The organism is Zhongshania marina (assembly GCF_002915595.1).
Taxonomy (GTDB): domain Bacteria; phylum Pseudomonadota; class Gammaproteobacteria; order Pseudomonadales; family Spongiibacteraceae; genus Spongiibacter; species Spongiibacter marinus_B.
In genome coordinates, this window is record NZ_PQGG01000027.1 from 1 (window position 1) to 14,193 (window position 14,193).

Consider the following 14,193-nt stretch of genomic DNA (forward strand, 5'->3'; position numbering starts at 1 on the left):
CCTTTTTGGGCTTCCACGCTATTTCAACACCTGCCTTGGTATACATGGACGTGTCTTGAGGGTCAACGTGGGTTGAAAAGCAGCAGGTCGCCCTAATGCGAACCATTCCGTTAATTCCGCTTTTGGGGATCGGTAGCGGGACTCTCAAATATTTCCCAGGTAGGAGTTCGCCCTGGTACAGTATTTTTGCGACGCCTGATGGGGATCGTATTAAGTCTTCAACCTCATCGATCACTTTTCCCCAGCCAATCTGAAATTGCTCTTGTTCGTTTCGCTGGGCGGAGTTGATCAGTAGCGCCTTTATCGCAAGAGGAGAAATATCGTGGCCAAATAAGGCGCGAATGCCGACCGCCTTTCGCAAAAGATAGGGCGCGGAGAAGCTGGTGCCTTGTTGCGGAACAATTTCTGGGATGGCTGAGGAGTTTAAAACATGAAAGTATTGATGATGAGAGCCGCCAAAGGCGAGCAGATCCGGCTTTACTCTACCTGGCGCTCTCCCTGGCCCGCTTGCACTATAGCTCGCTTTTTGCCAACTCTGATTCATTCTATCTGAAGCGCCGACAGCTATCGCATTTACGCTATCGGAGGGCACTTGTATTCTATTCAACCCCAGCGATTCATCATTTTCCCCGTTATTGCCCGCGGCTATAGTTAATAAGGTTTCACCATCTGCGAGATAGGAGTCCAACATCGATGTCCATGGATGAATCTCATCGTCGTCTATCGGTAGATCAGGGCCGAGGCTGATGTTTAAGAACTCATATTGGCGGGAAATTAAGATATCCTCAATATGGGTTAGCGTCCTATATAGCTCAAGCGGATCTTCGGTATCAATATCGCAATCTAGAACTCGATGGTGATCAACAAATGAATACGGTCGAGGTGCCTCACTCTCGTGGGGTAGCGGCCCAAATAGAAATGCCGATGTCACGCCCAGGCCGTGATCCGTGCCACCTGGGTAGTCTGACGACGCTGAATCAGACAGCTTGTATTCATTTAGCCACGGCTTAATCGCGTGAGTTTCAGGAAGCCCTCCATCTAGAATAGCGACGCGCACATCTGATGCCAACGGCGGTGCCGTGGGTAGTTTGGCCATCGCTGAACCTGGCAGCGAGCGCACCAGGGGCCGGAATGACCGCAGAGGCGCTATCGGCCTTACAACCCGCACGAAGGAGTGACGTGCAAGCTCGATCGCTTTATCTGGATCGCCTATTACGGGAATAAACCATAAACTTGATACCTCCAGTGACAACTCATCCTTGCTTTGGAAGCCCAGCTTATGCGCATAAGCGAGAAAGGATTGTTTAATAAACTCGGAGGTGCCGCCCGGTATGAATTGTATCCCGACCTCAAAATATCCCGGCTTGGAGGATTCGTTCTGTTTTAGCTTTGACGCTGCGGAAACACTGCTAAATCGCCAGACCTTCATTAAGTCCTCAGAAAAAGGCGACTCTTCCGTAATGCCTTGAAGTTTATTGGCATAATCTTCAAAATTTGTGATTTTCCCAGCAATAAAAAGGCTCGTCGATGGGGATGGCTGTGGCGCGCCTTTTCTCATCCATTTGTCTGGCTTGACCTCAGTCGCCTTGCTGCCAATAGACCTTACCCCCATGTCACGGAGCAGCTGCTTTGGATAGTGGCCTTTTGCTATAAACGATGGATGCAGCGTCATTTCCGCGACGGCGTATCCCCGTGGGCAAAGATCGGCATCAAGCGTTGAAAATTCCTTGTTGACGTGTTCGAGCTGTGGTCGAAGCCTCGCCACTACCTCGTTGATGGTGTAAAGGTCTCTACTCTGAGGGTTAATTTTAGGTGGCGGCGTTATTTTTGCCAGCTCTTCAGCCTTGCCGATCAGGTAGTTTGTCTTTTTCGCCATAATAATGTCCTTATTATTCGTTCTCGCCCAATTTCTTGCGAATGGTGTCCCTGCTCACGCCGAGAAGTTTAGCGGCGCGTTGTTTTGGAAAGGCATGCTGGGAGACAAGTTTAACCGCTAGCGTTATTCGTTCCTGCCGCGAAAGCGTATCGATATTGGGAATTAATTGCTGGATGCCAAAATTCTCAAATCCCTCAGGGTTGATCAGCTTCATTTTGCGAAGTTTGTAAATAGCTCGTTTAATATTGCTATACGATTCGCCCCTCAGACTGTCGGCCAGTAAATCCAGGTAATTTGTGAATTCAACGCGGTCATCGCCAAGGAATTCGATGACCGCTTTCTTGATATTTTCGTCATTCGGCAAACTAAAGGTGACATCCAGATCAAACCGGCGCCACAAAGCAGGGTCGACAAGCTCGGGGTGATTTGTGGCGGCCACCAATAACCCTTGATCTGGCCAGTTTTCGATCTCTTGTAGAAGCACGTTTACGAGGCGCTTGAGTTCGCCAACATCGGAGTCATCGCTACGTTTTTTTGCAATGGCGTCGATCTCGTCAAGAAACAAAACGCAAGGATGACTTTTCGCATAGTCCAGGACCGACCGCAGGTTGCTACCGGTTTTCCCTAGCAGACTGCTCATCACCGCCGTAAGATCCAGCACATAGAGAGGCAGGTCGAGTTGTTGAGCCAACCAACCCGCCGTCATGGTTTTGCCGACCCCTGGCGGTCCTTGAAAGATTAATGCACTGGCAGGGCTTAAGCCCTTGAGCGCGAGCTGACTCGCATGACGCCTTTCCATCAATATCTGCTGCAGCTGATCGCTTACGGCGCTGTCGAGGAGTGGCGCTGCCACAGGCGCGCCATGATACCGCCGAAGCAGTGCCAGCTCTAACTTTTCAGGGATCTCCTGCTCAGGGTGGCGCCCTTTCCGCAAGACCCCGTTTGACCTGGAGGTCTCCGATTTCAGCAACGCCTCGAGTTTTGACGCGTAATCCGGGTCTGTCCTACGCGCTTTCCGCACCAGTTTGGCGATGTAGAGCCTCACGTCGGAAGGCTTGCCTTCTAATGCCAGCCTTGCGATTTCCAGCGTTTCATTGGGTTGCATACTGCTTACGCCATTATAAGTGACTAGATTGTGTGTTTATGCATCATTCTAGTCACTGAGAATTATAAAGTACATAATTACATGTAGTTAGAAATCAACATAGATGGCTATTACTTCCACTTTCAGCACTTATTTGTCACAACTCATGCGATCTGCGGGTTGGATGCGTGGCAAGGCGGGGAAAATGGTATTATCACATATAGAATGACCAAAACGGAAAGTAGGGGGAGTTCAGGTGGAAAGATCCAGGCGGGAGGATGTAAGCGTCGAGGCGTTGAAAGAGGCAGGGCTGCGCCAGAATACCCTCCGGGCGGCCGACGGCGCCGTGCGGCATTTCGAGCAGACCTTTGGTGGCTTGTTGCCGGCGAGCCCCACGGCGATGGCTGATTATATCGCGTTTTCCCTAGAGGAAGGTCTGGCGGTCTCCACGGTCGGCCAACGAGTGTCGCTGCTCGGCACCTGGCATGAGGAAATGGGCTACCCCAATCCCAATCAGGGCAGTCTGGTGAAAACCGTGCTCAAAGGGGCGAGAAGCCGCTATCGGAAGGCCCCGAAGAAAGCGGTGCCGCTGAGCCGGGATCACCTGGTCCGCATCGTCCAGGCCTGTGACGACGCAATTATTGCGGCCGCTCAGTTTGATGATCCAAAGCAGAGTCTAGCGCAGACACGCAGCGCCGGACGGGACAAGGCCTTCTTTCTGCTGGGGTTCTGGTGTGCATTCCGCTCCGATGAGTTGGTGAACCTACGCTGGGAATATCTGACATTCGGCGAGGGTCGAGACGCAAAGACCGGACGGACGATTCGCACCCTGGAGGTCTTTCTGCCGGCATCCAAAGGCGACCGCAGCGCCGAAGGCCGGAGCTGGGCGCTTCACGAAATGTCGGAGCTTTGCCCGGTGACCGCCCTCTTCGACTTGCAGGCGGAAATGATGGCGGACGAAGGGCCGGTGTTTGTGAAAATTGGGCGTTGGGGGCATGCTGGTGAAAGGCCGCTTCATATAAATAGTGTGCTGGAGCTGATGAAGCGCGCCATCGCTCGGGCCGGGTTGGACGCGGCCGGGTTCTCAACGCACTCCCTACGGCGCGGTTTTGCGAACCATGCCATTGACCGCAATACCGACGTGCGGGATCTGATGGATTGGGTGAAGTGGAAAGACATCCGCAGTGCCGTGGCTTATCTGGAGGCCAATCAGCGCTTGGCCAACACCCTGGCTGAGATCGATCAGGACATGCCGCCAAAGGTAAGCGTATTAAAGCCGGAACGGTTACTCTCTGACGGCCAGAGTAACCCAATTGTAGCTGTGCCTTTCAGTGACCGAGTGCTTATTCTGAATGCGCGGATCGAGAAAAATAATGGCGCCGTGCCGGATAGTGCCGTGCAGCTTATCCGTCAAGATATTGAGCGGGGTGTCTTGGCTAAGCTTAAGCTTGTGAAGAAGGACGGGGCTGAATACCATTTTATGTCGCCAATGGATCTGGATAGCGCCGAATTCGCGGATTGGGCTGAGGAGCTAATCCATGAAATCGTCGAGACGGTTGATGAGGCAGGTTGCTGGTGTGAGCCTGAGTTGTGGCGAAAGGCGGATCACCAAGAATATGGTCGAGAGTGGGTGGGGCCCAGCATTGGCTGGGCATCTGGAGGTAGAGATTGAGTTCGTTTCACATAACGCCATTTCCGCACAAAACCAAACAATACGATGCGCGATATGACGCCCTGGATGGGTCGTATTGGCCCGGAACTGAACTAAAGCTCTCTTATTTGTGGCATCAAATCCAGTAAAATTCATTTACTCGATGATAACTGGTACACCAATTTGGTTCGCAATTGGTGTATATAAATCCACGTCAATATCTGGTGCGTTAATTGATATGACCAGAGAGTACCTGATGCGTTGGTCATATCGGTGAAGTGCAGGCCTTGTTTTCCACCAACCAAGCGCGGGGTAAACCGCAATGGCACCGCGGCTTGCCAGCTCTGCTGCACTGCCTTTCCAAATATCTGAATGCAGCGAGCCTTTGTGCCGGTTCTTCTTGCCAATGACCCAGTTTGGGTCATTGTCGTTTCTGTTCACGCGCTCTTCATCGTCTCTGGCCGCCGCATTAATTCGGGCACGGAAGTCAGCGTCGCTTTCTAGTGGGCGTTTTACATCAAAACGAAGGCCGTGGGACTCATACCGATAGCGCGAGGTTACGCCACGGGCAGAAGGGTTGGGCTCGATGAAGTAAGACAAGCTTACCCGCATTTCTACCTGTGCCTCACCCAGCGTTTCGAGCTCTGCCAATGGCCATGGCAATTGGTGCAAGTTCATATCCCGTAGCTGAGGTTCTTTGCCCTGTTCGCGTTTGAATGGATGTAAAAATTCCTCACAGATCATGGTTAGCGAGTTATCTGCACTCCATAGGGCTCTATCGAGGTTTGGTTCTCCGAACCCGCAGTGCCTCACCAATTCGGTTGTTTGAGCCTTGGTTGGTACCCCTCTTGCTGGCAGAAACATCCTCTTCATGGCTTCAGTCCACTGCGCTGAGTGAACGATCAATCCGCGTATGCTTTCTGGCCATAAATTCGGGTATCTGGCCATTAATTGTGCCGCCATTCGTGCGCAAAGTGCTGAAGCGGCACTGGTGGCATTGCTTGTGGTTAGCAGGCGTTCAGCGGGATTTGCATTGGTCGTCAGCAGACTTAAGCTTGGCATCCAGGCGGCACCTAAACCGTCTTGTGCCACATTGCCACCTTCGAACACCACATCCGGTTTTAATGGCCAATGTGCTTGCCACGTTTGTGACGTGGTACTGAAAGGGCTTAACCCACCAACTTCTGCTATTGGTGCATAGTGCTGAGCATCCGCTTCAGTGATTCTCGCTAGGTTGGTCATGGCTCCCACAGTCAAGGCATTCCATGCCTGCGCCGGGTCGTGGATGCCGTCAGTGGTATTGCTGTGCGGGTATTCCATCCAGGCGTTAGAATCTTCAATGTTACCGGCAGATATCACAAATAATTTTGGCGCTTCACCTTGTGCATCTGCGTCATAGGCAAGCCGGTCAATGGTTGCAGACCAAGCGGAAGGTCGCCCCCGGTCACGATTGTCTCTGGCAGTAATCGCCATACTGAAAACCCGTTTGCGGTGCGGCGCAGTAACCGTTGGTCGATCGACCGCCTCAGAGGTCAGGTAGCCATGCAGAATGGCGTCACCACCATTGGCTCCATCTTCTGGCAACAACTTAACCGATTCCAATCGATGAGAAACAGATACTGGCATCTGAACTGAGAGCGCGTCGGTCAGATTGCCCAGCAGGGCAAGGCCTGCCATCTCTGTACCATGCCCCTCGCCATCATCCACACCCCATGCAGGATCAACACTGTGTTTATCGGCATTGTTAATTGCTTGTCGCAATAACGGGTGCCCATTATTTACCCCGGTATCAAGCAGGCATACATAGGGAACCTCAGCACCGTCAGCGGGCAGAGTTAAGCGGTCGTTTAACTCATCAATCCACTGTGGCTGTTCTTCTGGATTTAAAGAATCAAAAAAATCTGCTGTTTCTTTAGCTCGACGCAATTCAGCAATACTGTTTAACGTCATCATCGAGCGTTTCATTTGATCGACTGAGCCGTACACCAGCAAAACAGAGCGTTCGGGAAAGGAAAGCTCGCCGGGCGCGATACGGAAATTCAGGCTCGTTGCCGCTTCTCGGAATTGTTCCACAATCCCTTGTCGATCGTTCCGCGTCGGCAGCCACACCTCCCACCAGAGGTGTTCGTCGTCTGCCGTCGGCATAGCATCGGGTGAATCAGTCCACAGAGCTTGCAGCGTGGCCGCACGAATATCCGAAATGGCATTCAGCAATTTGCTATGTGCTGGGCCACTCTTTTTGTCCTTGCTGTCATCCAAATAGGAGGTGATGAGTTTCTCGAAGAACTCCAGCTTGCCATCGGGCACAAAGACCGTAGCAAATGTTTTATGGCCGTCGTGGCGGACATTGCGCAGTTCAATACCTGATCGTTCACGTGTCAAGGATTCAAAAGCCAACTCAACATCCGGGAAGCTTTCAAATTCAATTTGCAGGCCGAATCCTTCGTCAATACCAGCCTGTCGCTGTTGATCAGCCGCTTCGGCTAACACCGGCGTCAATTGTTGAAGCTTACCTTGAAGGGCACCACCATGGGCTGCCCGGTCTCTTTCGGGAATCTGCTTGCCACCGCCACCTGTTGCTGGCGATGTAAAGCTTTCTGTTTGAGCGCTGTTTTGAAAAATAAAATGTGGGTGGTTATTCGGCTCCCTTTCCGCCATGCGATGTCCTTATCCTTAGCTGCTTTTATTTAATCGTTTGGAAAGCCAGCGGCGTTCTTCTAGCGCTTGCGAAATATCTTTTTCGGATATTTTTTCTGTTCGCTTAATTAGCGCTGTTTTCAACACTTCATCTGCGGCTCGCGTGAGCTCCGCATAGCTCAATCCAAGCGCTTTAGCTGCCAAACGTTTCCAAGAAGTATTTTTAACTGCCAATCGTGATAGGCGCGACTTCAGCACACTGCCAATGTTCACTTCATCTGGCAACTCGTAATGCAGCAGGTCATCAAAGCGGCGGAACAGGGCGTTATCCAGAATGTCCGGGTGGTTGGTGGCACCGATGATCAGGCTATGAGAATCATCCTGCTCAATCATTTGCAGGAAGCTGTTGAGAATACGACGGACTTCGCCCACATCGTTTGCCAAGCCCCGTTGAGAGCCAATAGCATCGAACTCATCAAAGAAATACACGCCGCGAGCATGGTGGGTAGAGTCGAATATCTGCCGCAGTTTGGCGGCAGTCTCACCCATAAACTTGGTGATCAGGCCGTCTAGACGCACCTGGAACAACGGTAGCCCCAGTTCACCAGCCAGTACCGAAGCAGTCATGGTTTTGCCCGTACCGGGGGGGCCGACTAACAGCAGTTTGCGTCGTGGCGATAATCCGTGGGACAGAATCTCCGCCGCATGGCGCTGCTCGAGGATAATCCGCTCTAACTGTAGGGCAAGCTCGTTATTGAGCACCATATTCCCCAGGCGAGATTTGGGGTAACTCACACTCAGCAAGTTAGCAAGTTCACCCCTTGGCTTGCTGATGGGCACTGCCTTGCTATCTGGCATTCCCCCTGGTACAACCGACCGGCGGGATTTGGCCTGATCAACGAGCGCCCGCAATTCTTCGGCCAGTTTGCCGTGGCCACGCTTGGCTTCATGGGCCGCCACCTGCATGGCGACAGAATAAAAACGGTTTTCGTCGCCTTCCAGATGAGACTGAAGCAGCGCCTTTAATTGGTCTGCACTGGCCATAATATGTTTCTCCTAAATTATAGGAGCATTGTACCTTGCTAGGGGGGCGATCACGATCAAAAACATTACTGGGCCACCTTCAGCGTTACGCCCCGGCTTTGGGGTGAACCCTGGAGTTTGATTGACCATACTTGCATCTTGCTTGTAGTCGCTTCTGTAAACAACAAGCAGAACTACGCTTAACTATTTGCTTAGCAATGTTTTATTGGAAAAGTGGCAGGACTGACTTCAAATGCGTCACAAATCTCGTGCAATTTCAGGATCGTTAAATTTTTCCTACCTCGCTCTATGCGCCCCATGTTGCTGCGATCAAGCTGAGCCTTGCTTGCCAATTCCTCCTGAGAGACATTTTGATAAGTGTTGCCTTCCTTGTTGTTCATGTATTGACGATCCTGTCCGAAAAAATCTACCTATTAGGCATGTGCTTATTGGCTCCCCAAAGCCTTCTTTAGGTCAGTAGCAGCCGTGCAAGGCTGCGCCATGTCGAAAAGTACGTTTTCCAGGCCCTGACACCAGCGTTCTCGTGCTTCGGGTGATTTTAACAAGTCGAAGTACCATCCGTCATATTGGTAGTTGAGAGAGGTTTCGATCTGATTTTGGGTGAGGAAGTATTTGACAGCCGCCTAGGCTGCCCTGGTAAAGGGTGAAGCCACGGCGAGTGCCGAGAGAGTTACTGTACGCGAGGTCCGACCATGATATGTTCCTCCAGATGAGGGCTTGGGACTGGCGAGTGGTTTAATGTCCCTTCCCAGCTCTGTCCAACTATCGCTACGCAAAAGTGAATATGTAGATACAATTATATCTACACATGGGCTTGACTTCAATCGTCGGGTGTCTACTATTGTATATACACACTACTTTAGGGCGTCGTTTGAACATGCATAGCGAAATTAAGAAATGGGGAAACAGCGCAGCAGTGCGACTACCCGGTAAAATTTTGGCGGCAGCAGGTCTTAGCACCGACTCCCCTATCTCTATCAAGGCTGAGTCAGGCCGGATCATCATCGACCAAGTATTGGCGTCTCCTAGGGACAAGGATGTGTCTTGCCTGAAGGGTATCGTGCCGACACCTAGTAAGCCTGTTTCAATTGAAGACATGAAAGCTGTTGTTAAGTCCAAGGGTGGAAAACTTTGAAGGGGCTGGATACCAATGTGCTGGTTCGCTACTTGGTTCAAGATGATCCCGGTCAGGCAGCAAAGGCAGCAGAATTTATAGAATCACACTGTACCAATGACTCCCCATGCCTTGTCGGGCACATTACGCTTTGCGAATTAGCGTGGGTGCTGGAAAGCAGCTACCAGCTAAAGCGATCGGCGATTGCCGAGGTTATTGAACAGTTGTTGCAGGTTGGGCAGCTGGAAGTATTTGAGCCTGAGGTGGTGTTGCAGGCGCTGAACGATTATAAAGTGTCAAATGCGGACTTTCCGGATCATTTGCTGGCCAGGGTGAATCAGGAGGCGGGGTGCGAGGTAACCGTCACCTTTGACCGCAAGGCGGCTAAACAACCGGGGTTTGAATTGCTTAAGTAAAAATAATCTCATAACTCACATTAAACAAACGAGGTGAACAAGGATGTTGATTTTAACTAGAAGGATTGGTGAAACAATGATGGTAGGCGATGACGTTACGGTTACGGTTCTCGCCGTAAATGGGAACCAAGTACGGCTTGGTGTTAATGCCCCGAAGCACATAGAGGTTCATCGTGAAGAAATTTACGAGAGAATCCAGTTTGAGGCTGCAGAAGAAAAGTAGCAAGGACTGAAAAATGTCGGAAAAAGAAAAATCAGGGTCAGAGTTGTTAGAGGCGCTGAAATACACTACTTCAGACCGACTGAAATCTGCACAGCGGAAGCTTACGTCCGCACGTAACACCATTACAGGCGAAGCGTTAACACACCCCTATGAAGCCTTCTTTAGCGAGAATGACAAAGAGGTGCTTCGCCAGGCTGCTAATATTCTTGGCCAGTTTAAGAACAAAGTTGAACACGCCAAGGAGATTAGGGCGCGGGAAGAAAGAGAGTGGAATGAATACTTAAAACGCTGCGGAATTCTGCGGCAAACGATTTTGAATAAATATCTTAAGAGCCCCCGGTTGATAAGTGAGCACACTGAGTCTGTTGTTTTTCATTTAGCCCTTCAGCGTTTCAGGGACTCAATAGAGCGCTATCGTGGGACTTACTTTGGCCATGGCATTAAGTGGATTGAGGACGATTTTAACCACGGTTTGGATGATAAATATCCTCATATGAAAGTAAAGCATGTTGCACCTAAGTGCCATACAGAATCGTTCGATTGGCTAAGTGAAAATTTGTGGAAGTATGATGAAGAACCTACTGCTGACCAGGTAATTGAGGTGATGGATCTTTACCACGGTGAATGGCGTGAAGCTACCTTAGATAGCCACGAAGACTTTTTCCAAAGGTATAGCAAAGCCTTGCTGTTTGAATTTGAGGATGAAGCGGCAAAGGAAAGAGAAATAGACGCAGTTAGGCGAAGGGCTGGTATTAAGGCGGTGAAATGATCTGTACTAAACCTGCTAGCCCAGATCATTTGCCGATACTTAAGATACCGCGTAAGAAGAGGTAGTGGCTGATTCAAAACCCTTTCGCTGTATTTGTCCCAGACACATTTCCAATACATCAAAATTCCAATGTTCATGGTAGAGGCGTGACGCGAGAAATTCGGTTTTCTTTAATTCGTGGGAGATGTTTGTGAAATAGACTTCCCTATCGAAAAGTTCATCTAGGCGACTTCCTGTGGCTAATTCAGCCAACCCAATTTGGGCAGCCAGAAATAGGCCAGAAAGGGCTTGTTGTGCGCAGTCGAAAGGTACACCCCTTACGAGGATTTCCGGTAGTCCTAGTCTGTGAAATCCCACTGTCGCATGTCGAGATTTGGTGGGTAAATTCGCATCAATGTGATCAACATAAAAGCCCGAGCGAATAACTTCAGTGCTAATGCGAGTTTTCTGAATTTCTAGCCCATTCTCAAATTGAAATATCATATTCATCATTCCCTAGATTGAGTTTGTTCCTTATAGAAATACCACGAGATCAAGAACCAGCAAGTGTCTTTGCTGAAAAGAATTATTTATTCTCTTCGTCAGCGTAGAGGCTAAACTGGTCTTCGCTTTGATCTGACACATAACCAGGATCAGCGTCGTAATCATGCGTGCTTTCTGAGTGTGGCGTGTTTTGATGGCCACCTGATTCCGATCTGGGAGCAGTGCCGATTGGAGGTAGGGTCATTGCCATATCTTCATTGGCATCCCATACATACGCTGGAACACTAGAGGTCTTAACTAACTCATCAAGCTCATCATAGAAGGATTCAGTCGCGCCCATAGGAATGATGAAATAAGCCGTGGGATCAGGCTGGGTGTCGGTAATTATTGCAGTAGCCATAACATCAGAGCTTGCCAGGTTGTAGCGCATGGCTTTCATGAAATGACGTCCACCAGAGACAAGCCGTTCAATTAGTTCGCGTTCTTCCAAGGTCTCAAAAGGTAGCCAGTTTTCATCTACCGTCATCAAGGTGATTGTCTCAACCTGGGGGTTGCCCGATGCAGATAGGTAAAAGGTCATCATTGCTAATAAATGAATGGAATCGTCTTCGCTAAACAGCGCAATTTCAGGAGCAAATGCCTTACCCACTCGACGGAATACATCTTCTGACATATAGATGGGTGAGTCCGGCATGTGCTTTATGACCAGTTTTCCACCGAATCTAGATGTCTCAACCGCTTTGACTTCACCAATTAATAGGGCGAAAGGTGTTTTGCCCTTTGCGGGTTTTATGCCAGCGAGGAATCTACGCCGACGAGAGGCAATTTCGTCTTTCTTGTCTACGGAAAAGAACTCCGGTATCCACAGGCTTTCTGCTAGAGGATTGCGTCGTGAAACCTTGTTCTGAACGGCCTGGAGCAGGTGGTGGCGAATGACGTGCCAATTTCGCTTGCCCTTCATTTTTGGAGACCACCGCGTGAACCCGGCTTCCTCGTAAACATATTCGAGCAAGGCCCTCATAGTCAGCTTCGCTGGATCTGCGCTAACTGATTTTTGCTCACCAGAGGCAGGGGTTATTGGGTCGCGGCTGGATGATGATTTTGATAAGGGAAACCCAAGTCGTAGGGAGGTAAGGCCGGAATCGTGATCTTCAACGATTGCTCGATTTTGCATTAACCCTCGACCAGACAGCGAAACCGGAATCTCATAGGAATCGCAATCTGGATGGTGCTCCCCTCCTCTATTGGGCATTCGCTTTAGTATGTAGGTGTTGTTGACACGCGCCACATACATTGGGATGGGTGGAGATTTACAAAGGCAAAGTGGGTGATGCTTTTCCCGGTGCGCCCTTTCAAGATGGGTGCCGAAGTCGTCGTCGATTCTGGACACAGCCGCACCAAAGAATAAGAAATCGGTCATCTTTGCCTCCTGATATTAAGGTCTAACAAGGCCCTGAGTACCGGTAGCCTCTATCGTAGTCTCGGTTGATGTTGTTATCGCAACGGTAATACTCAAGCGCACTTCTCACCCTTTCGCGGAGTGATCGAGCTAAATCCCAGACTTTTTGCGAAGGGTCATCGGATAGATAGCTAACGGTGACTTTGCTTGTTCGATGGTCAACCTTCGCAATCTTCACTCCAATGACCAGGTACAGGTCGCCATGCTGTCTAAATGCCTGTGCATAGCGAAAAGAGCCGGGTTGATCAAAGACGCGGTGGCGCTGCCGGCTCATTTCTGGGTCGATTGGATCTCGGTGCGCCTGATTGAAATTAGACTCATGGCGGGGAACTGGCAGGCTAAACTCTCGCTGAACGACGTAGTAGGTATGCTCGACATCGTAGTCAACTTGGAACGAAATGCTACCGGCGGAATGCGTGGGTTCTTGCGCAGTTGTGACCACTTGCCCCCGGTTGTACTGAGAGTCCACTTCAGGGTCGTAGTTGAGGGGTGCCCCTGTGATTGGGTTGTTCACGCAGGAGAGACACATGCCATCTTTGGTGTAAGTGTGTTGATTTGCTGCGCAACCAGAGGCAATAGAAAATAGTAAAATGGTCATGGTTAATGTGAGGTATTTCATGGGAATAGTCCTTTAAATGTTGTCTCCATTCCAAGTTACCCCACATCTCCAATCCAGCAACCAGGTGAAGGAAAATTATTGCATTCCTCTATCCCAATCTACATTGTTGTAGTTGAGAGCCTGTAATACTTGGGTGTGCATAGCATTTGCGGCTGCTCTGGTATCACCGTATTTCTTATCAAAACCAAGTATCTTCATGCCAACATAGGAAGAACTGCTTCCATCAGAGTTTGGATACAACACGATTGCTGAAGTGATTGGCCCAGCAGGCCCATTAAACGTGCCACCCATGTAATAAACGTCCCCTTCTTGACGATAAGGTTTTTCGCGCAAAGCCTTGGTTATCTCTGCATCGGCCATGCCCTGGGTTTTCATGTCCTGTCCCGACCGGATGCCAAATGCTTGCTTAAGGGCTAGGTTTGTCTCGAAGGTCTTACGACTGGAATAGCCAATATATAGGCCACCATTGAACGAGCCATCCGTTGGACTTTTAACACCGCTTGGATGTTTTTCGTAAGGGAATCCTCGATTCACCAGAAGAACAGCTTGGTCGCGAAATGCGTCGTGACTAGAGTTAGATTGGCTGGCACCGACTGAACTGCTCGGATGTTCCTCCGCTTCGTAGTTCATCGGTTTGCCCGTGATGATGTTGTTCACACAGGTCAGGCAGGTTCCATCAGATGTCACGATATGCTGACCAGAAGCGCAGCCGGTAATGATAGCTGTGGCTCCGAGGGTTATAGCTGAAATAAGGGTCTTAAGTTTCATTTTCCTTTCCTTGGTATTGTGATTTGAGTCTTTGGTAGACTGGCAAATGC

14 protein-coding genes are annotated in these 14,193 nt (G+C 50.0%); 5 read left to right on the forward strand and 9 right to left on the reverse strand.

Annotated elements, in window-relative coordinates:
• Together C0068_RS10960 and C0068_RS10965 are read right to left on the reverse strand one after the other, a co-directional pair.
• The coding region (locus tag C0068_RS10960) for a S8 family peptidase (protein WP_103682758.1) at positions 1-1,876 on the reverse strand (1,876 nt) is incomplete at its 3' end.
• Positions 1,877-1,889: 13 nt separating this feature from the next.
• Positions 1,890-2,981, reverse strand: coding sequence for an AAA family ATPase (locus C0068_RS10965; protein WP_103682693.1), 1,092 nt, complete (start codon positions 2,979-2,981; stop codon positions 1,890-1,892).
• Positions 2,982-3,216: 235 nt separating this feature from the next.
• On the opposite strand from C0068_RS10965, the gene C0068_RS10970 reads away from it, so the two are divergent.
• Entirely contained in the window at positions 3,217-4,632 is a 1,416-nt protein-coding gene (locus tag C0068_RS10970) for a site-specific integrase (protein WP_233208799.1), read from the forward strand.
• A 135-nt stretch (positions 4,633-4,767) separates the two neighbouring features.
• Here C0068_RS10970 and C0068_RS10975 read toward each other — a convergent pair whose 3' ends face one another.
• The 3 genes from C0068_RS10975 to C0068_RS10985 all read right to left on the reverse strand — a co-directional run bounded on the left by C0068_RS10975 (position 4,768) and on the right by C0068_RS10985 (position 8,672).
• Positions 4,768-7,269 carry a S8 family peptidase gene (locus C0068_RS10975; protein WP_199176158.1) on the reverse strand — a complete coding sequence of 834 codons (2,502 nt, stop codon included), beginning with the start codon at positions 7,267-7,269 and terminating at the stop codon, positions 4,768-4,770.
• Positions 7,270-7,284: 15 nt separating this feature from the next.
• Positions 7,285-8,292, reverse strand: a complete 1,008-nt coding sequence (locus C0068_RS10980; protein WP_103684539.1) for an AAA family ATPase — start codon at positions 8,290-8,292, stop codon at positions 7,285-7,287.
• 191 nt (positions 8,293-8,483) lie between these two features.
• A complete protein-coding gene (locus C0068_RS10985) occupies positions 8,484-8,672 on the reverse strand; it encodes a helix-turn-helix domain-containing protein (RefSeq protein WP_103684540.1) in 189 nt (62 codons plus the stop codon).
• Between the two features lie 497 nt (positions 8,673-9,169).
• Here C0068_RS10985 and C0068_RS10990 point away from each other — a divergent pair, with 497 nt between their 5' ends.
• The 4 genes from C0068_RS10990 to C0068_RS11005 are packed head-to-tail and all read left to right on the forward strand — an operon-like array spanning position 9,170 to position 10,814.
• Complete coding sequence (locus tag C0068_RS10990; RefSeq protein ID WP_103684541.1) at positions 9,170-9,427, forward strand: AbrB/MazE/SpoVT family DNA-binding domain-containing protein; 258 nt, start codon at positions 9,170-9,172, stop codon at positions 9,425-9,427.
• Positions 9,424-9,822: a type II toxin-antitoxin system VapC family toxin gene (locus tag C0068_RS10995; protein ID WP_103684542.1), complete on the forward strand. Its 399-nt coding sequence runs from the start codon at positions 9,424-9,426 to the stop codon at positions 9,820-9,822. Before C0068_RS10990 ends, C0068_RS10995 begins: the two co-directional genes overlap by 4 nt.
• A 43-nt stretch (positions 9,823-9,865) precedes the next feature.
• Positions 9,866-10,045 (forward strand): carbon storage regulator CsrA, encoded by a 180-nt coding sequence (csrA, locus tag C0068_RS11000; protein WP_103684543.1) that lies wholly within the window; start codon positions 9,866-9,868, stop codon positions 10,043-10,045.
• 13 nt (positions 10,046-10,058) lie between these two features.
• Positions 10,059-10,814: a hypothetical protein gene (locus C0068_RS11005; protein ID WP_103684544.1), complete on the forward strand. Its 756-nt coding sequence runs from the start codon at positions 10,059-10,061 to the stop codon at positions 10,812-10,814.
• Between the two features lie 39 nt (positions 10,815-10,853).
• Here C0068_RS11005 and C0068_RS11010 read toward each other — a convergent pair whose 3' ends face one another.
• The 4 genes from C0068_RS11010 to C0068_RS11025 all read right to left on the reverse strand — a co-directional run bounded on the left by C0068_RS11010 (position 10,854) and on the right by C0068_RS11025 (position 14,143).
• Positions 10,854-11,297 carry a DUF4262 domain-containing protein gene (locus C0068_RS11010; protein ID WP_158249977.1) on the reverse strand — a complete coding sequence of 148 codons (444 nt, stop codon included), beginning with the start codon at positions 11,295-11,297 and terminating at the stop codon, positions 10,854-10,856.
• 82 nt (positions 11,298-11,379) lie between these two features.
• The gene (locus tag C0068_RS11015; protein ID WP_103684546.1) at positions 11,380-12,717 is read right to left on the reverse strand and encodes a DUF1173 family protein; all 1,338 of its coding nucleotides are present in this window, start codon (positions 12,715-12,717) and stop codon (positions 11,380-11,382) included.
• A 22-nt stretch (positions 12,718-12,739) separates the two neighbouring features.
• Complete coding sequence (locus C0068_RS19470) at positions 12,740-13,375, reverse strand: hypothetical protein (RefSeq protein WP_146047878.1); 636 nt, start codon at positions 13,373-13,375, stop codon at positions 12,740-12,742.
• A gap of 75 nt (positions 13,376-13,450) precedes the next feature.
• Positions 13,451-14,143, reverse strand: coding sequence for a hypothetical protein (locus C0068_RS11025; RefSeq protein WP_103684548.1), 693 nt, complete (start codon positions 14,141-14,143; stop codon positions 13,451-13,453).
• Between the last annotated feature and the right edge of the window lie 50 nt (positions 14,144-14,193).

Excerpts from the sequence above, each read along its gene's own strand:
- C0068_RS11005 (WP_103684544.1), top strand. The coding sequence starts at position 10,059 with ATGTCGGAAAAAGAAAAATCAGGGTCAGAGTTGTTAGAGGCGCTGAAA.
- C0068_RS11025 (WP_103684548.1), bottom strand. The coding sequence starts at position 14,143 with ATGAAACTTAAGACCCTTATTTCAGCTATAACCCTCGGAGCCACAGCT.
- C0068_RS10965 (WP_103682693.1), bottom strand. The coding sequence starts at position 2,981 with ATGCAACCCAATGAAACGCTGGAAATCGCAAGGCTGGCATTAGAAGGC.
- C0068_RS10990 (WP_103684541.1), top strand. The coding sequence starts at position 9,170 with ATGCATAGCGAAATTAAGAAATGGGGAAACAGCGCAGCAGTGCGACTA.
- C0068_RS10985 (WP_103684540.1), bottom strand. The coding sequence starts at position 8,672 with ATGAACAACAAGGAAGGCAACACTTATCAAAATGTCTCTCAGGAGGAA.
- C0068_RS19470 (WP_146047878.1), bottom strand. The coding sequence starts at position 13,375 with ATGAAATACCTCACATTAACCATGACCATTTTACTATTTTCTATTGCC.
- C0068_RS10980 (WP_103684539.1), bottom strand. The coding sequence starts at position 8,292 with ATGGCCAGTGCAGACCAATTAAAGGCGCTGCTTCAGTCTCATCTGGAA.
- C0068_RS11015 (WP_103684546.1), bottom strand. The coding sequence starts at position 12,717 with ATGACCGATTTCTTATTCTTTGGTGCGGCTGTGTCCAGAATCGACGAC.
- C0068_RS10975 (WP_199176158.1), bottom strand. The coding sequence starts at position 7,269 with ATGGCGGAAAGGGAGCCGAATAACCACCCACATTTTATTTTTCAAAAC.
- csrA (WP_103684543.1), top strand. The coding sequence starts at position 9,866 with ATGTTGATTTTAACTAGAAGGATTGGTGAAACAATGATGGTAGGCGAT.
- C0068_RS11010 (WP_158249977.1), bottom strand. The coding sequence starts at position 11,297 with ATGATATTTCAATTTGAGAATGGGCTAGAAATTCAGAAAACTCGCATT.